This is a genomic window from Kitasatospora sp. NPDC057015, assembly GCF_042673745.1.
In the GTDB taxonomy this organism is placed as follows: Bacteria; Actinomycetota; Actinomycetes; order Streptomycetales; family Streptomycetaceae; genus Kitasatospora.
This window is the reverse complement of sequence record NZ_JBHUSG010000006.1, coordinates 145494-164612: the sequence shown is the minus strand read 5'-3', so window position 1 is coordinate 164612 and position 19119 is coordinate 145494. Positions and strand designations below refer to the sequence as shown.

Genomic DNA, 19119 nt, shown 5'->3' with positions numbered 1-19119 from the left:
CCGGCTACCCGTCGAGGCCGCTCCCGTCCACGGTGAGCCGACGGCACAGCCGGTCGAGGTAGTCGCGGTACGCGCCGGACATGTCCCAGGCCCCGTCGCTGAGTCCCCACTGGATCTGGAAGCCGTCGGCGACGGCGAGCAGCTCCCGGGCGACGGTGTCGCCGTCGGTGTCCGTGCGCAGCTTCCCCGAGTCGACGCCGAGTGCGACGGCCTGTCCGACGAGGGCCCTGATCCGCGCGTAGCGCTCGGCGAAGTAGGCGTGGGCCGGGTGCTCCTCGGCCGTCGCCTCGGCCGACAGCAGGGTGTACATCTGCATGAGGCCGGGCTGGGTCAGGTTGAAGCGGGTGTGCTCGGCGATCAGGCCGAAGAGCTGCACCAGGTCCGGTTGATCCAGGTCGAGCCGACGGTAGAACAGCTCGACGGCCTGCGACTCCCGGACCTCCAGGACGGTCCGCAACAGCTCGCGCTTGTTCCCGAAGTGGTGCAGCAGCCCCGCGTACGAGATGCCCACGTCGGCCGCGATCTTCTGCATCGAGGCGTTGAGGTAGCCGCGCTCGGCGAAGTGGCCCATGGCCGTCTCGACGATCCGTCGGCGGCGCTCGTCGGCCGCGGCGTAGGTGCCGGATCGCCGGCGGGTGCGGGCCGGCTTCTCCCGGTCGCTCGCGGTGGGAGTGGTCGGTTCGGCATCGGGCATGGTCAGCAGCTTAGAGCGGTGGGGGCGGGCGGAACCCGTCATGCAGGGGTTACGGCCGAATGTGATCCAGGTTACATTACTAAAAACCTATGTACCTACTGGTTTTTACTCTACGGTGGCACCACCCCACCCCACCCCCGCCGCTTCCGCGGTCCGGCGGCCGACCGCTTTCGTGTCGCCGATGCCCGAAGGGACACCGATGTCCACCTCCGCGCCCCCCACGCCCGCGGCCCCCGCCGCCGACGCCGACCGACACCTCGGCGGACGGCTCGCGCTGGTACTGCTCGCCATGCTCTGGCCCGCCCAGATGCTCACCGTCGCAGGCGTCTTCACCGCGCTCACCCAGGCATCCGTCGCCCAGCACTTCCACACCACCCAGATCGCCTGGTTCACCCTGGTGTACTCGCTGGTCGTGACCTGCGTGACGCCCTTCGTCGCCCGCGCCGGAGACCTCTTCGGACGTCGAAGGATCATGCTCGTCATCCTCGCGGCCGGTCTCGTCGGCGACCTCCTGGTGGCCATGGCCCCGAACTACGAGGTGATGCTGCTGGGCCGCGGGCTCGCAGGTCTCTACGGCCCGATGGCCGCCCTCGTGTACGCCTCCGCCCGCGACGTCTTCCCGCCCCGCCACGTAGGTCTCGCGACCGGCGCCATCGGCAGCTCGGCCGGCATCGTCCTGGTCACCTGCCCGCTCCTCGGAGGCTGGCTGCTGGACCACTACGGCTTCCGGGGCGCCCTCTGGGCGTTGGTCGTCGGCGTTGCCCTCGGGTTCGTCCTGGTGCTGTGCTTCGTCCCGAAGATCCCGCCGACCGAGACCAACGTGTCCTTCGACTGGTGGGGCGGGCTCCTGCTGGGCGCCAGCGCCACGGCGATGATCTACGCCATCGGGCAGGGCGGCGCCTGGGGCTGGACCGACCTCCGTCTGTTGGGCCTCCTCGGCCTGTCGGTCGTTCTCGCGACCCTCTTCGTTCTCGCCGAGCTCCGTGCGGCCGAACCGCTCCTCGACGTCCGGATGCTGGCCCGCCGCGAGGTTTGCAGCGTCCTGGTGGGCACGGCCATCGGCCAAGGCACCTTCTTCGCCGCCGGCGGCATGATCGTCTTCGTCGCGCTCTTCCCGCACATCCCCGGAGTCTCCGACGGCCTCGGCTGGAGCGGGACCCACAATGCCCTGGTCGGCATGCCCTCCGGCGTCCTGATCATCCTCGTGGGCCTCGCCGCAGGGGTGCTCACCCGCAGGATCGACCCCCGCATCCCCTGGCGCATCGGACTGGCGATCACCACGGTCGGTCTCGTGGGGCAAGGGCTCTACCACCACGACGAGACCCAGGTCATCCTCTTCGGCTGCCTGACGAACCTCGGTGCCGGCCTCGTCCTGGCCTGCGCGGGCATCCTCCTGCTCGGCGTCGTCTCGCCAAGGGAGCAGGGCGTCGCCAGCGGCATGTCCGTCATGCTCACGAACCTCATGAGCACGCTGGCGGCCCAGATCATGTTCTCCGCGCTCAACGGTGACAGCCGAGTGCTCAACGGCACCAGCTTCTACCTCGACGGGGCCCTGCGCAGCGCCTACTTCGCACTCGCGGCCTGTATGGCCTTCGCGCTGCTCCTCTCGGCGTTCATTCCCAAGGTCCTGCGGTCGGACCAGATCGAGTCCGGCACCGTGACCCTCCCCGTCTGACCCGCCCTGCGGGGTGCGCCGCACCTATCCGCGGCGCACCCCTCCCGCACCATCGAAGGACATCCCGCATGACGGTCATCACGTCGGCCAGCCCGGCCATCCACCCGTACCAGGACCCCGCCAGGCCCGTCGACGAGCGCGTGCGCGACCTGCTGGGGCGGATGACCCTGGAGGAGAAGGCCGGCCAGCTCTTCCACGCCATGACCACGCTCGGGGACGGGGGAGCGCTCGCCGACGACCCGCAGCGGGCGTTCGGCGGGCACACCGTCCGGCAGCTGGTGACCGGGAAGGGCATGACGCACTTCAACCTGATCGGCGCCGCCACGGCCCGGGAGATGGCCGAGTGGCACAACCGCGTCCAGGAACTCGCGGCCGCGACCCGACTCGGCATCCCGGTCACCCTCTCCACCGACCCCCGGCACGCCTTCACCGACAACCCCGGCACCGGCATGGCGGCAGGTCCGTTCTCCGAGTGGCCCGAGTCCCTCGGGCTCGCCGCGATCGGCGACCCGGACCTGGTGCGGCAGTACGCCGACACCGTCCGCCAGGAGTACCTCGCCGTCGGCCTGCGCCTCGCCCTCCACCCGCAGATCGACCTGGCGACGGAACCGCGCTGGTCCCGCATCTGCAACACCTTCGGCGAGGACGCCGACCTCACTGCCCGGCTCGTCGTCCCGTACCTGCACGGCCTGCGCGGCCCCGGGGAGGAACTCGGACCGGACAGCGTGTCCGCCGTCGTCAAGCACTTCCCCGGCGGGGGACCGCAGAAGGACGGCGAGGACCCGCACTTCCCCTACGGCACGGAGCAGGTCTACCCGGGCGGCCGCTTCGACTACCACCTCGCCCCCTTCCGGGCGGCGCTGGCCGCGGGGGCCACCCAGATGATGCCGTACTACGGCAAGCCCGTCGGCACCCCCTACGAGGAGGTCGCGTTCGGTTTCAACCGCGGCATCGTCACCGGCCTGCTCCGTGAGGAACTCGGCTTCGACGGCATCGTCCTCAGCGACTGGGGGATCATCAGCGACAGCGACATCATGGGCGAGCCCCACGCCGCCCGCGCCTGGGGGGTCGAGCACCTCTCGCGGCACGAGCGGATCCTCAGGGCCCTGGACGCCGGGGTCGACCAGTTCGGCGGGGAGACGTGCCCCGAACTCGTCGTCGACCTCGTCCGCGACGGCAGGCTGCCCGAGTCCCGGATCGACGTCTCCGTGGGCCGTCTGCTCACCGAGAAGTTCCGTCTCGGCCTGTTCGACGACCGCCGCTACGTCGACCCGGACCAGGCCGAGGCCGTGGTCGGGCACGCCGAGTTCCGGGCCCGCGGCGCGGTTGCACAGCGCAGGTCGGTCACCCTGCTCAAGAACACCGACGGCCTCCTGCCGCTGCCCGAGCGACTGCGCCTCCATCTCCAGGGCGTCGACCCGCGGACGGCCGCCGCCTACGGCAGCCCCGTCGACCGGCCGGAGGACGCCGACCTGGCCGTCCTCCGGCTGGACACCCCGTTCGAGCCGCGCCCCGGGCTCTTCGAGTCGTTCTTCCGTGCCGGCCGCCTCGACGTCGAACCCGGCCGTCTCGCGGAGATCCTCCACCTGATGGACCTGGTCCCCACCGTGGTCGCGATCCAGCTGGACCGCCCGGCCGTCATCCCCGAGATCGCCGAGCGCGCCCATGCCCTGCTCGCCGTCTACGGTGCGAGCGACGAAGCACTCCTGGACGTGCTGTTCGGCCGGGCCGCGCCGGAGGGCAGGCTCCCGTTCCAGCTGCCGCGGTCGATGGAGGAGGTCGGGAACGGCCACCCCGACGTCCCGCAGGAGAGCACCGACCCGGTCCACCCCTTCGGCCACGGCCTGACCTACGGCGCCTGAGCCCCACCGAGCACGAGAGAGCCGCACCCATGAAGGTCACCCGCCTCCGCTTCGAGCACCACGGTGCCAGTGACGCCCTCGGTATCGGGGAGTCCGAACCGCGCCTGTCCTGGACCGGCACCGGGACGCACCGGCACCAGGACGCCTACGAGATCGAGATCCGCGACCGGCACGGAGCCGGCCGCACCCACCTCGTCCACTCCACCGAGAGCGTCCTCGTCCCCTGGCCCGGAGCACCCCTGTCCGCACGCGAACGCCGCGAGGTGAGGGTGCGGCTCTGGACCGACGGCAACGCACAACCGGGCCCCTGGAGCGACTTCCACCCCGTCGAAGCCGGCCTCCTGACCCCCGAGGACTGGACCGGTACCGCCGTCTCACCCGGCAGCGACGACCCGGCGGCCGACGACCCCCGGCCCGCGCACCTCCTGCGCACCGAGTTCGAACTCACCGGCCCCGTCGCATCGGCCCGCCTGTACAGCACCGCACTCGGCGTCCACGAGATCGAGATCAACGGCAGCCGCACCGACGACGACGTCCTCGCCCCCGGCTGGACGAGCTACCGCGACCGGCTGCGCTACCGCACCCACGACGTCACCCACCTCGTGCACCCGGGCACCAACGCGATCGGCGCCCACCTCGCCGACGGCTGGTACCGCGGACGCCTCGCCTTCAACGGCGGCATCCGCGACATCTACGGCGACCGCACCGCCCTGCTGGCCCAGCTGGAGGTCCGCTACGCCGACGGCACCACCGCCACCTTCGGCACCGGCCCGAATTGGCGTTCGGCCTCCGGGCCGGTCACGGCCACCTGCCTGCTCGTCGGAGAGACCCACGACGCCCGGCTGGAGCGCGCCGGGTGGTCCGAGCCGGGCTTCGACGACGCCGACTGGCACGGTGTGCGCGAGATCGCCCTCGACGCCGGGGTGCTGACGGCCCCGACCGGGCCCCCGGTGCGCCGCATCGAGGAACGCGCCCCCGTCGACTCACGGCGCCGGCCGGACGGCACCGTCCTGCTCGACTTCGGCCAGAACCTCGTCGGGCGACTGCGCATCCGCGTCCGCGGCGAGGCCGGGCACACCGTGACCCTGCGCCACGCCGAGATCCTGGAGAACGGCGAACTCTGCACCCGCCCGCTGCGCGGCGCCACCGCCACCGACCACTACACCCTGCGCGGTGCCACCGACGGCGAACAGTGGGAGCCCCGCTTCACCTACCACGGCTTCCGCTACGCCGAACTCTCCGGCTGGCCGGGTGAGTTCGACCCCACCGACGTCACCGCCGTCGTTCTGCACACCGACCTGGAGCGCACCGGCTGGTTCGAGTGCTCCGACTCCGCGCTCAACCGTCTGCACGAGAACGTCGTGTGGAGCATGCGCGGCAACTTCCTGGACATCCCCACCGACTGCCCCCAGCGTGACGAACGGCTCGGCTGGACCGGCGACATCCAGGTGTTCGCCCCCACCGCCGCGTACCTCCACGACTGCGCCGGCATGCTCTCCTCCTGGCTGTGCGACCTCTCCGCCGACACCGCACGGGACGCCGGCAGGGTCACGCCCATCTTCAGCCCGCAGATCCCCGTCATCGTGCCGTTCCCGGTGCCCGAGGGGAACCAACCGATGGCAGGCTGGGGCGACGCCGCCGTCATCGTCCCCTGGACCCTCTTCCAACGCTACGGAGACCTCGACATCCTCCGCCGGCAGTACGACGACATGCGGAACTGGGTCGAGACCGTCCACGAGGCAGCCGGCCCCGAGCACCTCTGGACGGGCGAGTTCCAGTTCGGGGACTGGCTCGACCCCACCGCCCCGCCGGACGCCGCGTGGCAGAGCAGCACCCCCGACGCACTGGTGGCCACCGCCTACTTCGCCCACAGCACCACCCTCGTCGCCGAGACCGCCGAGCTGCTCGGCCGCACCGAGGACAGTGCGTACTTCCGGTCCCTGGCCGACGACATCCGCAAGGCGTTCGTCCAGGCGTTCGTCACCGCTCCCGGGCAGCTCACCGCGGACACCCAGACCGCCCACGCGCTCGCCCTGCAGTTCGACCTCCTCCCCGACGGGCAGCACCGCGCCGCGAGCGCCGACCGACTCGCCCGCCTCGTCGCCGACGCCGGACACGTCATCTCCACGGGGTTCCTCGGCACCCCCCTCGTCTGCGACGCCCTCTCCGCCAACGGCCACCTCGACACTGCCTACCAGCTGCTCCTCCAGCGTCGGCCGCCCTCCTGGCTGTACCAGGTCGAGATGGGAGCCACGACCACCTGGGAGCGCTGGGACAGCCTGCTTCCCGACGGCAGCGTCAACCCGGGCGAGATGACGTCCTTCAACCACTACGCGCTCGGCGCCGTCGCCGACTGGATCCACCGCACCGTCGGAGGAATCGCCCCCGCCGAGCCCGGCTACCGCGCCCTCGTGATCAGGCCCCGCCCCGGCGGTGGCATCACCTGGGCACGCGCCGCCCACCGCACCCCGTACGGCCGAGTCGAGGTCCACTGGCGTCAGGAGGACGACGGGCACCTCGTGGTGGAGGTGCGGATCCCGCCGGCGACGACCGCGATCCTCGACCTCCCGGGTGCCGAAACCCTCCACCTGGGCCCCGGCCACCACGTCCACCGCACCTGACACCCACGTGGTGCTGTCGGCCCGATCGGCGGTGCGGCCGGCCGTGACCGTGCCCCGCCGGGGTCCGGCCCTCCGCGACGGAGGCCGGGGCGCCGGCGGGGCACGCTCGGTCACACCGCCCGGTGGGGGTGGAATCCCCTTCCGCTCTTGCGGCCGAGGAGTCCGGCCTCGACCATCCGGGCGAGCAGGGGCGGCGGGGCGTACAGCGGTTCCCTGTACTCGTCGTACAGCGACTCGGCGATCGCCTGCACGGTGTCCAGGCCGATCAGGTCGGCGAGTTGGAGCGGCCCCATGGGGTGGGCGCAGCCGTGCACCATGCCGGCGTCGATGTCGGCGGCGGTGGCGTGGCCGGCCTCGGCCATCCTGATCGCGGAGAGCAGGTAGGGGACGAGCAGGGCGTTGACCACGAATCCGGCCCGGTCGCGGGAGCGGATGACGTGCTTGCCGAGGATGTCCTCGGCGAAGCCCTCGACCCGGTCGAGCACGGTCGGGTCGGTGTGCAGCGAGGCGACCAGCTCGACCAGCGGCATCACCGGCGCGGGGTTGAAGAAGTGCAGGCCGAGCACGTGCGAGGCACGGGTGGTGGCGATGCCGAGCCGGGTGACCGGGATGGCGGAGGTGTTGGTGGCGAGGACGGCCTGCTCGTCGGTCAGCACCTTGTCCAGGGCGGTGAGGATCTCGGTCTTGACGGTCTCGTCCTCGACGACGGCCTCGACGACGAGCTGACGGTCGGCGAGTGCCTCCAGGTCGTCGGCGAAGAGCAAGTGGGCCCAGGCGTCGGTGCGTTGCTGCTCGCTGAGCCGTCCGCGGTCGGCGGCGTGGTGCAGGGAGCGGTCGATCCGGGCGCGGGCGGCCCGTAGTGCGACCGGATCCTTCTCGCAGACGATGGTGTCGAGGCCGGCACGGGCGAAGACCTCGGCGATGCCGGAGCCCATCTGCCCGGCGCCGACGACGGCGACACGGCGAAGGTCGTTCATGCGGTTGCCTCCTGGATTCGATGCGGGTCGATGGGGGCTGGACGGGGACACTCAGGCGGCCGGTGCCGTGGTGCGCACGAGGTGGCGGGCGTACGCCTCGGTGGTGAGGAAGGCGGGCAGGTCGGCGCCGAGCGCGGTCTCCTCCAGGATCCGCACCGCGTCGTCGACCAGGGCCGGGTCGGCGCCCTCGGCGAGCAGGACGCCCCGCTCGGTGTCGATCAGCCGCCGCACGGTGCCGGGGGTGGCCAGCGTGCCGCCGCCGAGCCGGGTGCAGTGGTGCTGCCACTGCCAGATCTGGCAGCGGGAGATCTCGGCGGTGGCGACGTCCTCCATCAGTCCGAAGACGGCGACGGCCCCCGTGCCGCCGAGCCAGGCGGTGAGGTAGCGCAGGGCGACGGCGACGTTGGAGCGCAGGCCCTGCTCGGTCGGCAGGCCGACGGTGAGCCGGTGCACGGCGAGCAGGTCGGCGGCGGTGACCTCGACGTCCTCCCTGGTCCGGTCGAGCTGGTTCGGCCGGTCGCCGAGGACGGCGTCGAAGGCGGCGCGGCAGGTGTCCACCAGGCCGGGGTGGGCGACCCAGGAGCCGTCGAAGCCGTCGCCGGCCTCGCGTTCCTTGTCGAGCCCGACCTTGGCGAGGGCGGCCTCGTTGGCGGCCGGGTCCCTGCTGGGGACGGCGGCGGCCATCCCGCCGATGGCGTGGGCGCCGCGCCGGTGGCAGGTGCGCACCAGCAGGTCGGTGTAGGCGCGCAGGAACGGCTGCGTCATCGTCAGCGAGGAGCGGTCGGGCAGCACGAAGCGGGGGCCGTGGCCCGCGAAGTTCTTGATCAGGCTGAACAGGTAGTCCCAGCGCCCGGCGTTGAGGCCCGCGGCGTGCTCGCGCAACTCGTAGAGGATCTCGTCCATCTCGAACGCGGCGGTGATGGTCTCGATCAGCACGGTGGCGCGGATCGTGCCGTGCGGGATGCCCAGGTGGACCTGCGCGAAGGTGAAGACCTCGTTCCACAGGCGGGCTTCGAGGTGGTTCTCCAGCTTGGGGAGGTAGAAGTACGGGCCGCTGCCGTTCGCGATCTGCGGCCGCGCGCAGTGGAAGAGGTAGAGGCCGAAGTCGACCAGCGCGCCGACGGCCGGGTGGCCGTCGATCAGCAGGTGGGCCTCGTCCAGGTGCCAGCCGCGCGGGCGGACCACGATGGTGGCGGGGGAGTCGCCGACCCGGTAGCGCCTGCCCTCGGGGGTGGTGTCGTCGATCCGGCGTTCGACCGCGTCCAGCAGGTTGAGCTGGCCGGAGATCAGGTTGTGCCAGGTGGGGGCGGTCGCGTCCTCGAAGTCGGCGAGCCAGACCCTGGCGCCGGAGTTGAGGGCGTTGACGGCCATCCGGCGCTCCGGCGGGCCGGTGATCTCCACCCGGCGGTCGGCGAGTCCGGGTCCGGCCCCGGCCACCCGCCAGCTGCGGTCCTCCCGGACGGCGCGGGTCTCCGGGAGGAAGTCGAGGGTACCGGTCCGGGCCAGGACGGCGGCGCGCCGGCCGCGCTCGGCGAGCAGCTCGGTGCGGCGGCCGGCGAAGGCGTCGTGCAGGCTCGCCACGAACTGCAGGGCTTCGGCGGTGAGGATCTCCTCGAAGCGCTCCTCGGGCTCGCCGAGGATCTCGATACGGCTGGTCAGGGTCATCCGGCTCTCCAGGAAGGTGGGCCCGAGGCCGCGTTGTCGGGCGCGGCCCCGGGCGTGGGAGGCCAGCGGGGCCCGTCCCTCAACGGGTCCCGCGGCGTGGATCGGAGTCGGCCGGCCTCGGTGGAGCCGGCCGGGCCCGGTCAGTGGAACTGCTCGGCCTCGGTGGAGCCGGTCAGGGCGAGGGTCTCGGCGTTCGGGTTCAGCGCGGTGGAGACCTGGTCGAAGTAGCCGGTGCCGACCTCGCGTTGGTGCTTGACGGCCGTGTAGCCGTCCGGGACGGCCGCGAACTCGGCCTCCTGGAGGTCGACGTAGGCCGTCATGCCGCTCTCGGCGTAGCCCCTGGCGAGCTGGAACATCGAGTGGTTCAGTGCGTGGAAGCCCGCCAGCGTGATGAACTGGAATCGGTACCCCATCGCCCCCAACTCCCGCTGGAACTTGGCGATCTGGTCGTCGTCCAGGGCCGCCTTCCAGTTGAACGAGGGCGAGCAGTTGTAGGCCAGCATCTTGTCCGGGTACCGGGCCTTGACGGCCTCCGCGAACTCCCGGGCCTGCGCGAGGTCCGGGGTGCCGGTCTCGACCCAGAGCAGGTCCGCGTACGGGGCGAAGGCCAGGCCGCGGGAGATCACCGGGGCCATGCCCGGCTCGACGCGGTAGAAGCCCTCGGCGGTGCGTTCCCCGGTGCAGAAGCGGGCGTCGCGCTCGTCCACGTCCGTGGTCAGGAGGTTGGCGGCCAGGGCGTCGGTACGGGCGACGACGACGGTGGGCACGTCGGCGATGTCCGCCGCCAGGCGGGCCGCGTTGAGGGTGCGGATGTGCTGGGCGGTGGGCACCAGCACCTTGCCGCCGAGGTGGCCGCACTTCTTCTCGGAGGCGAGCTGGTCCTCGTAGTGGATGCCCGCCGCGCCGGCCGCGATCATGCCCTTGGTCAACTCGAAGGCGTTCAGCGGGCCGCCGAACCCGGCCTCCGCGTCGGCGACGATCGGCACCAGCCAGTCCGGCCCCGCGGTGCCCTCGGCCGCGTCGATCCCGTCGGCGCGCAGCAGCGCGTTGTTGATCCGACGCACCACCTGCGGAACCGAGTTGGCCGGGTACAGGCTCTGGTCCGGGTAGGTCTGCCCGGCCTGGTTGGCGTCGGCGGCGACCTGCCAGCCCGAGAGGTAGATCGCCTGCAGGCCGGCCTTCACCATCTGCACCGCCTGGCCGCCGGTGAGTGCGCCCAGAGCGTGGATGTAGTCCCGCTCGTGCAGCTGCGACCAGAGCCGCTCGGCGCCGCGCCGGGCCAGCGTGTGCTCCTCGCGCACGGTGCCGGACAGGCGCACCACGTCGGCGGCGGTGTAGCTGCGCTCGATGCCCGCCCAGCGCGGGTCGGATGCCCACCGGGCGGCCAGCTCCGCCGCCTGCTGCTCCTGCTGCTGCCGAACCGACTGCGTCATGGGTCTGCTCCCGAGAGTGCCGTTGCGAAGGGTGTGACGCACCTCACCGTGGGGGTGCGTGGGCGGCCGGTCGGCGCCGGGCGGCGGTACGAGACCGCGGGACGTGGTCGCCCAGGCAGCCGAACCAGGGGGACTGACCTGGTATCTCTCGGCTTCCGAGGGCGCCTTCCGGCCGCACCGCCGACTCTGCCACCGGCGATCCCCGCCGTCACCGATGGATCCGTGCCACGTTCTGTGAAGCATCGTCACCGGTTCTGCGAAGACTGCGAAGGGCGGGCCGGCGGTCGCCGGGCTAGGCTGCTCCACCGGACGGGCTCGAACGGACCGGGGAGAGACACCATGGCCAAGGCATTCGCAGGCGCCCGGCTGCGCCGCCTCCGCGAGGATCGCGGACTCAGCCAGGCCGCCCTGGCACGGCTGCTCGAACTCTCGCCCAGTTACCTCAACCAGATGGAACACGACGCCCGCCCGCTCACCGTGCCGGTCCTGCTGCGGCTCACCGAGGCGTTCGGTGTCGAGGCCGGGTACTTCGCGCCGTCCGACAGTGCCCGGCTCACCGCCGAGCTGCGCGACTCCCTCGGCGAGGAGCTCGCGGCCGGCCGGATCACCCCGGGCGACCTCGACGAGGTCGCCACCCGCACTCCCGCGGTGGCCCGGCTGCTCACCGACCTGGCCCGCGGCCGTCGGGACGCGGCCGAGCAACTCGCCGTCCTCGCCGGTGACCGCGGCCCCGAGGCCGGCGCCCGCACCCCGCACGAGCAGGTCCGGGAGTTCTTCTACCGCCGTCAGAACTACGTCCACGAACTCGACATCGCGGCAGAGGAGTTGGCCGCGGCCGTCAAACTGCGGCGCGGCGGCGTGCGGGAGGCCCTGGCCGAACGGCTGGCCGCCGGGCACCGGGTCCAGATCGTCGCCGGCGGCGGGGACCTGCACCGGTACGACGGCCGGACGCGGATCCTGCACCTGTCCGACCGATTGCGACCCGGCCAGCAGGCGTTCCGGATGGCCACCCAGCTGGCCTACCTGGAACACGACGCCCTGCTGTCCGAACTCGCCTCCCAGGACGCCCCCGAGGGATCCGCCGCCTTCTCGCTCACCCGGATCGGCCTCGCGAACTACTTCGCCGCCGCCCTCGTCCTGCCCTACCGGGTCTTCCACGACGCGGCGGAGTCGGCCCGCTACGACATCGAGCACCTCGCCGACCACTTCGGCGTCGGCTACGAGACCGTCTGCCACCGGCTCAGCACCCTCCAGCGCGCCGGCCGACGCGGAGTGCCGTTCTCCTTCGTGCGCGTCGACCGCGCGGGGAACGTCTCGAAGCGGCAGTCCGCCACCGCCTTCCACTTCTCCCGCACGGGCGGCACCTGCCCCCTGTGGAACGTCTACGACGCCTTCGCCGCACCCGGCCGGGTCCACGTCCAGGTCGCCGCCATGCCGGACGGTCGCCGCTACCTGTGGACCGCCCGCGCCGTCACCCGCTCACCCGGCGGCTGGGGGCGCCCCGGCAAGACCTTCGCGCTCGGTCTCGGCTGCGAGATCCGCCACGCCGGCCGACTGGTGTACGCGGCCGGCCTGGACCTGGGCGACGAGGCCGCCGCCACACCGATCGGCCTCGGCTGCAAGGTCTGCGAACGTCCCGCCTGCCCGCAGCGCTCCGCCCCGGCGATCGGCCGGACGCTGGCCGTCGACGAGCACACCAGCACCTTCGTCCCGTACTCCGTCCGCGCCGATCCGGAAGGGTAGGGCCACCCGCCCCGCGGCCGATCCATCCGTTCAACCGCGCGAGGGAGTGGTGACCGGCGCGACGGCCGGTCGAACCGGCGGTGTCGGAGGCGGCCCCTATCCTCGGGGGCATGACGATTCAGCGGATGGACAACGTCGGCATCGTCGTCGACGACCTCGACGCCGCCGTCGCCTTCTTCACCGAACTCGGCATGGAGCTGGAAGGCAGGATGCCGATCGAAGGAAGCTGGGCGGGCGGGGTCGTGGGGCTCGACGACATGCGCAGCGAGATCGCGATGATGCGGATCCCGGACGCCCCGGGCCGGCTCGAACTGGCGAAGTACCACAGCCCGAAGGCGATCACCCCCCAGCCGGAGATCACCCCGGCGAACACGCTGGGCCTGCACCGCGTCATGTTCGCCGTGGACGACGTCGAGGACACCCTCGCCCGTCTCCGGCCGCACGGCGCCGAGCTCGTCGGCGAGGTGACGCGCTACGAGGACAGCTACCTGCTCTGCTATCTCCGCGGGCCGAGCGGAATCATCCTCGCGCTGGCCGAGCAGCTGAGCTGAGAGCCGGGGGTCCGCCCGGGCCCGATGATCTGACCATCCGTCGGACGGCGAGGCGGGACCTCGTCGCCTCGCACCGTGAGCCTGCTCCTCAGGGCAGTCGGCCAGTGGAATGAAGCATGTCGAACACCATCTGGTCCACGGGCGAGACCCGCGCGCGATCGTCGTAGCCGAACCAGTCCGTCTCTGCGATCTCCCCCGAGGCCACCAGCGGACCGGTGTGCTCGGCGGTGTAGCAGATCATTCGGAACTCGGTGCGTCCGTCGGAACTCCTCCGCGTCTCGAAGGTGCCGACGTGCACCATCGTGGTCGTGTCGACCCGGGACCGGAGTTCCTCGGTGATCTCGCGCGCCAGGGTCTCGGCATCGGATTCACCCGGCTCCCTCTTCCCGCCCGGGAAGTAGAAGACATCCCGGCCACGGTTGCGCGCCACCAGCACCCGCCCGTCGCGCACCAGGACCCAGGCCACCTTCTCCGGAACGATCTCGACCGTCGCCATGCTCGGACCCTACCCACCGCACCGTGACATAACAGCAGGAGCGCACGGTTCCGGCGCCGAACCACGGGCATCGTTCACCGGGCCGGACGAGCCGGATCGGATCCTCGGCGCCCGCACCACCGGAGCGTCCCGGTCGCCGGCCGAAGCGGTGTCCCGCGGCGGCGTCCGCCCGCCGTCCCGGCGGGGCCGGCAGCGGGGCAGGAAGAGCCCTGCCCCGCCACCTCGTGACCCCGCGCGTCGCGCCGCCGGACGGCCTGTGCGTCTGCGCCCGACCGTCGCGGCACCGGCACATCGGATCAGCCGTCACAACGGTGCAGCCGTCACATCACCGCGCCGTCCCGTCAGTCCGTCGACAGTCGCGGTGTGCGCGCCGGCACGGTGCGCCGGCTGCCCGTCGCCTCGAAGGCCGCACCGAGGGTGAGAAGCGCGTTGTCGTCGTAGGCACGGCCCGCGAAGGTCAGCCCGACGGGCATCCCGGTGTCCGCCATGGCGCCCATGGGCACGGTCACCGTCGGGATGCCGAGGTGACGGGGCACCAGGTTGCCGTTCGCGACCCAGACGCCGTTGCGCCAGCCGAGGTCGGCGGACGCCTCGGAGACGTCCATGTCCGCGGGCCCCACGTCGGCGACCGCGGGGAAGACCACCGCGTCCAGACCCAGTTCGTCCATCCACAGCTCCAGGTCGACCCGGCGGGTCTCCTCAAGCCCGCGCAGCCCCTCTTCGAGGTGCGGCATGTCGGTGAAGGACGCGTACGGGCGCTCGCGCACCAGACGCGGGTAGTCGCCGATCGTGTCGTCGAAGCCGGTGTAGCGGTCGGGGAGTTCGCCCTGCTGCTTGGGCCAGATGCGGTCACCGTCGACCTCGGCCAGGGTGGCGAGCGCCGGGTCGCCGTTGGCGCGCAGGAAGTCGTCCCACGCCCAGGCGGACAGGTCCTCGATCTCGACGGCGAGGAAGTCGCGGCCGACCAGGCCGCGGGTGAGCAGCGAGGGTGCGTCGGGGCGGTCGGACTCGTAGTTCGAAACCACGGGGAAGTCGACCTCGACCACCTCGGCGCCGGCGGCCTCCAGGTCGCGGCGTGCGGCTTCCCAGAGGGCCAGCACCGAGGGGCGCGTGTCGATCCGCCGGCCGGTCTGGCCGCCGATGCCGCCGTCGGGGTTGGTGCCGGCGCCGGGGTCGGCGTTGATGTACATCCTGGGTACGCCGACGCGCTTGCCGGCGAGTGCGGCGTGCGCCGTCCGGGCGTCGGCGGGGGCGAGCGCCGGGTACGAGGCGGGGCGTACCTGCGACGCCGGGGGCAGGGGCACCCACGGCTGTGCGCGCCACAGGTCGCCGCGCGTCTCCGGATCGTCGGCGACGATGACGTCGAGCAGTTCGAACAGGTCGGCCATGGTGCGGGTGTGCGGGACGACGACGTCCATGGTCGGCACGAGCGGCCAGTTGCCGCGGACCGAGATCACGCCGCGGCTGGGCGTGTAGGCGCACAGCGCGTTGTTCGACGCGGGCGCCCGGCCCGACGACCAGGTCTCCTCGCCGAGGCCGAACGCGCCGAACGAGGCCGCCGTCGCGGTGCCGGAGCCGTTGGAGGAGCCGGAGCCGTAGGCGCTGGTGAGCCAGTCGGCGCTGTACGGGCTCTCCGCGCGGCCGTACACGCCCCGCTGCATGCCGCCGTTCGCCATCGGGGGCATGTTGGTGAGGCCGATGAGGACGGCCCCGCCCGCGCGCAGCCGCTCGACGGCGAAGGCGTCGCGCTGGGCGACGAGGTGCTCGAACGCGGGCGAGCCGGCCGCGGCCGTCAGCCCCTTCGCGAGGTAGCTGTCCTTCGCGGTGTACGGGATGCCGTCCAGCGGGCCGAGCGTCTCGCCGCGCGCGCGGCGTGCGTCGGAGGCCTCCGCCTCGGCGCGGGCGTCCGGGTTCATCACGACCATCGCGTTGAGCGCGGTGGTGGTCCCGGGCCGGTCGTACGCGTCGATGCGCGCGAGGTAGGCGTCGAGCAGGGCGACCGCGGTGGTCTCGCCCTTCTCCAGCGCCGCGCGCAGGTCGGCGATACCGGTCTCCACAACGTCGAATCGGCGCGTCATACGGGTGTCTCCTGGGTGGTCGGGTCGGACGGGTGAACCGCTGGTCGTCGAAACGGACGCGCGTGGCTGCCGCGCTTCCAGTGCACTGACTAGATTTTCAGTCTAGACTACGGATCTAGATCCCAAGAATCGAGATGAGGCCGCCATGTCGACGCCAGAGTCCGAGCCCGCGCGGCCGCAGGGCCTCCTCTCGTCGGACGGCGCGATCGGGCCCGCGGCGTACGCCGAGTCGGGTGCCGCTCCCCGGCCCGCCCGGGCCCCGGCCGGCAGAAAGCGTCAGCCCAGCGGCGACGAGGCGCGGGGGAGGGCGATGCGGGCCGCCATCAGCGCCATCGCCGAGAAGGGGGCCGCAGCCGTGCGGATGTCGGACATCGCCGCACGGGCCGGCATGAGCACCGGCCACATCCTCTACCACTTCGGCAAGAAGGACCGCCTCCTGCTCGAAGTCCTCGCCTGGAGTGAAGCGGACCTCGGAGCCCGGTTCCAGCGGGCCGCGGACGAGGCCGCGTCCCCGGCCGAGAAGCTGGCGCTGTTCGTCCGCTGCTACCTGCCCCGCCACCGGGGCGACGAGCGCTACGCGCTGTGGACGCAGGTGCTGGCCCAGCATCACGACGACGCCGGCCGGCAACTCCTCACCGCGCTGTCCGACGTCTGGGAGGAGCGGCTGGAATCCATCGTCCTCGAGGGGCTGGCCCTGGGGGAGTTCGCCGAGGTGGACCCCTCCGAGTTCGTCATCAGGGCGGTGGCCATGCTCAACGGGCTCTCCGGAGACGTGATGTTCGGGCGGGCGCGCTGGCAGAACGCGTCCGCGCACTCGTTCGCCCTGTCCGCCCTCGAACGCGAACTGCGGCCGACCGGTCGGGCCTGACTGACGCAGGGCGGCCCACCTGGAGTCGGCCTGACCCGGGTGCGCCGTTCCTCCCGCCGTCGCCGACACGGCGGGAGGAACGGCGATGGGCATGCGGAGGGCTCGGGGCGGGCCCGCCGGCCGTCGGTTCACGGACGGCGCGGGGGTGCGGGTTTCGGCGCAGCCGGTCAGGAGACCTCGGGACTGTCGTCCACGGCGCGGGTCAGCTCGCTCCAGGCGTCGAGTTCACGCAGGCGCGCCGTGAGCGCACTCCGGAGGCCGTCCTGCGCCGCACGGCCGAGGGCGAGGTGCAGGGGCGGCTGCTCGGCGTCGACGGCGAGCAGGACGGCCGCGGCGGCGCGGGCGGGGTCGGCGAACGCTGCGGGGGGCAACTCGCCGAGCGAGGCCTGGACGGCGCGCACCGTCCCGTCGTAGTCGGGGTCGGGCTCCGCGAAGGCGAGGTGGGAGAGGAATTCCGTGGCCAGGTAGCCCGGCTGGAGCACGGTGAGTCCGATCCCGAGTGGAGCGAGTTCGGCCGCGAGGGCCTCCGAGAGTCCTTCAAGTGCGTACTTGCCGGCGGCGAGCAGCCCGACGCCGGGGTGTGCGGTCTGTCCGTACAGCGAGGAGCCCTGGAGGATGTGGCCCGCGCGTTGCTTCCGCAGCACGGGCAGCGTCGCGCGCAGGACGTTGAGCGGGCCGAAGACATTGGTGTCGAAGACGGCCCGAGCCTGTGCGTCGGTGGCCTCCTCGACGGCGCCGAACAGTCCGTATCCGGCGATGTTGGCGACCACGTCGATGCGTCCGAAGGCGGCGAGGGCCTGGTCGGCGGCCTTCCGTGCGGACTCCTCGTCGCGGACGTCGAGTTGGACGGCGGTGGCCCGGTCCGGGTAGCGGGCGACGAGGTCGGCGACCGACTCCGTCCGTCGGGCGGTGAGGGCGACGTGGTCGCCGCGGTCGAGGGCGGCGACCGCGATGGCGCGGCCGAGGCCCTGGGAGGAGCCGGTGATGAACCAGGTGCGGACAGCGTCCACGGTCTTGTTGTTCTTCGTCATGGTTATGACCATAGGTGTTTAGCTCATAACGAACAACTCTCCTGGTGGCGCCCTGTCTATGCACCGGATCGGTAGCACCTCTCCTGGCTCGGACGCGGCTCGGGTACAGTTGCCCCATGGCCACGGATCAGACCCGTACGACGCTCACCCCCTCGGCGGCGGCCGAGACCGTGCTGGCCTTCGTCAACACCCGGGCGATCGACGGCACGCGGGAGGAGTTCCTCGACGGCGCCGCCTTCGCGCAGTGGCTGCGCCTGCAGAACCTGACCGACACCGCCGCACTGGTCACCGATGCCGACGCCGCGGCCGCCCGCGAACTGCGCGACGCCCTCGTGCGGGTCCTGCTCGCGCACGCCGGCGAGGGGGACCTCCCGGGCCGGGCCGCCGCCGAGGAGTACCTGCACCGCAGCGCGGAGCTGTACCCCCTGGCCCCGGTGATCACCGCTTCCGGCGTCCGCCTCGAACCGACCCGGGGAGGAGTGCCGGGCGCGCTGGCGACGATGCTCGCCGCAGCATCCGACGTCGCCATGCGCGGCTCCTGGATGCGACTGAAGGCGTGCCGCAACCCCCCGTGCCACCTCGCGTTCTACGACCGCACGCGCAACTCCTCGGCCGCCTACTGCAGCCCGAACCGATGCGGGGCCCAGGTCGCCATGCGCAGCTACCGCAGCCGCAAGGCGAAGGAGGAGGGCGGGTAGCGCAGACGCTCGCCCCCGTTCTCCTCGGCGAGCGGGCCGGGCCGGGCCGGGCCAGGACGGGTACGCGGCCGCCCCCGCCGCCCCCGTCCCGTCACCGGCGCCGAGCACCCCGGGTGCGGTCGGGGCGTGCGGTTCCCCGGAGGGACCTCAGCCCTGGCCGTACGCCTCGGTGAGCAGCGGCAGCCGTGCCCCGCAGCTCTTGCACCCCACGCTGGCGGGTGCCTGCTTGTAGAACGCTCCGGCCACCCCGACAGACCCCTCTACCTGCCGCGAGCCGCAGTGCGGGCACGTCCGTGGCTCGAAGGACCGCTCGCACGGCACGCAGCGGTGCGAGCGCCATCCCTCGGGCGCCGGCAGTCTCACCGTGTCGGAGCTGCCGCATGCCGGGCAGTCGATGTCGTCCACCACTGAGGGCTCCCTTCCCGTCCGCCGGCCCGAAGCCCCGGCCTCGTGAGGCACGTGCCCGCTGATCGGACGGTTACACGTGCGGCTGGGATCCGGTCGGGCGAGGGCCGGGCCGACGGGCAGCGGTGGGTGGACGACATCCTCCCGCTGCCGGCCGTCGTACCCCGGTCGCCGGGGCGGATCCGGCATGGGGAGCCGCCCGTCCGGGCAGATGGTTGGACGTACCCCGCCGGGCACCGCCCGCCCGGACCGCTCCCCGGTTGCTCCCGGGTGGCGCGGATCCGGTCGGCGCTCCCGGGGCGCCGTCCACCGGGGCGGGCCG

Annotated in this window: 14 protein-coding genes; 7 read left to right on the top strand and 7 right to left on the bottom strand. The window is 72.6% G+C overall.

The annotated features are described in order from the left end of the window. Window positions 1–4 precede the first annotated feature (4 nt). On the bottom strand, window positions 5–694 hold the full coding sequence (locus ACFTWP_RS08395) for a TetR/AcrR family transcriptional regulator (protein WP_380263464.1): 690 nt from the start codon (window positions 692–694) through the stop codon (window positions 5–7). A 199-nt stretch (window positions 695–893) separates the two neighbouring features. On the opposite strand from ACFTWP_RS08395, the gene ACFTWP_RS08390 reads away from it, so the two are divergent. The 3 genes from ACFTWP_RS08390 (at window position 894) to ACFTWP_RS08380 (ending at window position 6852) form a co-directional block, all read left to right on the top strand. Then, window positions 894–2369 (top strand): MFS transporter, encoded by a 1476-nt coding sequence (locus tag ACFTWP_RS08390; RefSeq protein ID WP_380263463.1) that lies wholly within the window; start codon window positions 894–896, stop codon window positions 2367–2369. Between the two features lie 68 nt (window positions 2370–2437). Next, window positions 2438–4231: a glycoside hydrolase family 3 N-terminal domain-containing protein gene (locus ACFTWP_RS08385; protein ID WP_380263462.1), complete on the top strand. Its 1794-nt coding sequence runs from the start codon at window positions 2438–2440 to the stop codon at window positions 4229–4231. A 29-nt stretch (window positions 4232–4260) separates the two neighbouring features. Next, on the top strand, window positions 4261–6852 hold the full coding sequence (locus tag ACFTWP_RS08380) for a family 78 glycoside hydrolase catalytic domain (protein WP_380263461.1): 2592 nt from the start codon (window positions 4261–4263) through the stop codon (window positions 6850–6852). A gap of 110 nt (window positions 6853–6962) precedes the next feature. On the opposite strand, the gene ACFTWP_RS08375 is transcribed toward ACFTWP_RS08380, so the two are convergent. The 3 genes from ACFTWP_RS08375 to aceA all read right to left on the bottom strand — a co-directional run bounded on the left by ACFTWP_RS08375 (window position 6963) and on the right by aceA (window position 10927). Continuing rightward, window positions 6963–7829: a 3-hydroxybutyryl-CoA dehydrogenase gene (locus tag ACFTWP_RS08375; protein ID WP_380263460.1), complete on the bottom strand. Its 867-nt coding sequence runs from the start codon at window positions 7827–7829 to the stop codon at window positions 6963–6965. Between the two features lie 51 nt (window positions 7830–7880). Continuing rightward, entirely contained in the window at window positions 7881–9494 is a 1614-nt protein-coding gene (gene aceB / locus ACFTWP_RS08370) for a malate synthase A (RefSeq protein ID WP_380263459.1), read from the bottom strand. A gap of 140 nt (window positions 9495–9634) precedes the next feature. Then, a complete protein-coding gene (gene aceA / locus ACFTWP_RS08365) occupies window positions 9635–10927 on the bottom strand; it encodes an isocitrate lyase (RefSeq protein ID WP_380263458.1) in 1293 nt (430 codons plus the stop codon). A gap of 339 nt (window positions 10928–11266) precedes the next feature. On the opposite strand from aceA, the gene ACFTWP_RS08360 reads away from it, so the two are divergent. Next, window positions 11267–12670 (top strand): short-chain fatty acyl-CoA regulator family protein, encoded by a 1404-nt coding sequence (locus ACFTWP_RS08360; protein WP_380263457.1) that lies wholly within the window; start codon window positions 11267–11269, stop codon window positions 12668–12670. 110 nt (window positions 12671–12780) lie between these two features. Continuing rightward, a complete protein-coding gene (locus ACFTWP_RS08355; RefSeq protein WP_380263456.1) occupies window positions 12781–13221 on the top strand; it encodes a VOC family protein in 441 nt (146 codons plus the stop codon). 88 nt (window positions 13222–13309) lie between these two features. On the opposite strand, the gene ACFTWP_RS08350 is transcribed toward ACFTWP_RS08355, so the two are convergent. Continuing rightward, complete coding sequence (locus ACFTWP_RS08350; protein ID WP_380263455.1) at window positions 13310–13717, bottom strand: NUDIX domain-containing protein; 408 nt, start codon at window positions 13715–13717, stop codon at window positions 13310–13312. A gap of 341 nt (window positions 13718–14058) precedes the next feature. Continuing rightward, entirely contained in the window at window positions 14059–15795 is a 1737-nt protein-coding gene (locus tag ACFTWP_RS08345) for an amidase (RefSeq protein WP_380263454.1), read from the bottom strand. A 145-nt stretch (window positions 15796–15940) separates the two neighbouring features. Between ACFTWP_RS08345 and ACFTWP_RS08340 the strand changes: the two genes are divergently transcribed. Further along, window positions 15941–16663, top strand: coding sequence for a TetR/AcrR family transcriptional regulator (locus tag ACFTWP_RS08340; protein WP_380263453.1), 723 nt, complete (start codon window positions 15941–15943; stop codon window positions 16661–16663). A gap of 167 nt (window positions 16664–16830) precedes the next feature. On the opposite strand, the gene ACFTWP_RS08335 is transcribed toward ACFTWP_RS08340, so the two are convergent. Continuing rightward, window positions 16831–17694 (bottom strand): SDR family NAD(P)-dependent oxidoreductase, encoded by an 864-nt coding sequence (locus tag ACFTWP_RS08335; protein ID WP_380263452.1) that lies wholly within the window; start codon window positions 17692–17694, stop codon window positions 16831–16833. A gap of 116 nt (window positions 17695–17810) precedes the next feature. Here ACFTWP_RS08335 and ACFTWP_RS08330 point away from each other — a divergent pair, with 116 nt between their 5' ends. Further along, the gene (locus ACFTWP_RS08330; RefSeq protein WP_380263451.1) at window positions 17811–18392 is read left to right on the top strand and encodes a CGNR zinc finger domain-containing protein; all 582 of its coding nucleotides are present in this window, start codon (window positions 17811–17813) and stop codon (window positions 18390–18392) included. Window positions 18393–19119 lie beyond the last annotated feature (727 nt).

Bases quoted from the DNA above. Each gene is read 5' to 3' on its own strand.
- ACFTWP_RS08395 (WP_380263464.1), bottom strand. From the start codon at position 694: ATGCCCGATGCCGAACCGACCACTCCCACCGCGAGCGACCGGGAGAAG.
- ACFTWP_RS08390 (WP_380263463.1), top strand. From the start codon at position 894: ATGTCCACCTCCGCGCCCCCCACGCCCGCGGCCCCCGCCGCCGACGCC.
- ACFTWP_RS08385 (WP_380263462.1), top strand. From the start codon at position 2,438: ATGACGGTCATCACGTCGGCCAGCCCGGCCATCCACCCGTACCAGGAC.
- ACFTWP_RS08380 (WP_380263461.1), top strand. From the start codon at position 4,261: ATGAAGGTCACCCGCCTCCGCTTCGAGCACCACGGTGCCAGTGACGCC.
- ACFTWP_RS08375 (WP_380263460.1), bottom strand. From the start codon at position 7,829: ATGAACGACCTTCGCCGTGTCGCCGTCGTCGGCGCCGGGCAGATGGGC.
- aceB (WP_380263459.1), bottom strand. From the start codon at position 9,494: ATGACCCTGACCAGCCGTATCGAGATCCTCGGCGAGCCCGAGGAGCGC.
- aceA (WP_380263458.1), bottom strand. From the start codon at position 10,927: ATGACGCAGTCGGTTCGGCAGCAGCAGGAGCAGCAGGCGGCGGAGCTG.
- ACFTWP_RS08360 (WP_380263457.1), top strand. From the start codon at position 11,267: ATGGCCAAGGCATTCGCAGGCGCCCGGCTGCGCCGCCTCCGCGAGGAT.
- ACFTWP_RS08355 (WP_380263456.1), top strand. From the start codon at position 12,781: ATGACGATTCAGCGGATGGACAACGTCGGCATCGTCGTCGACGACCTC.
- ACFTWP_RS08350 (WP_380263455.1), bottom strand. From the start codon at position 13,717: ATGGCGACGGTCGAGATCGTTCCGGAGAAGGTGGCCTGGGTCCTGGTG.
- ACFTWP_RS08345 (WP_380263454.1), bottom strand. From the start codon at position 15,795: ATGACGCGCCGATTCGACGTTGTGGAGACCGGTATCGCCGACCTGCGC.
- ACFTWP_RS08340 (WP_380263453.1), top strand. From the start codon at position 15,941: ATGTCGACGCCAGAGTCCGAGCCCGCGCGGCCGCAGGGCCTCCTCTCG.
- ACFTWP_RS08335 (WP_380263452.1), bottom strand. From the start codon at position 17,694: ATGACGAAGAACAACAAGACCGTGGACGCTGTCCGCACCTGGTTCATC.
- ACFTWP_RS08330 (WP_380263451.1), top strand. From the start codon at position 17,811: ATGGCCACGGATCAGACCCGTACGACGCTCACCCCCTCGGCGGCGGCC.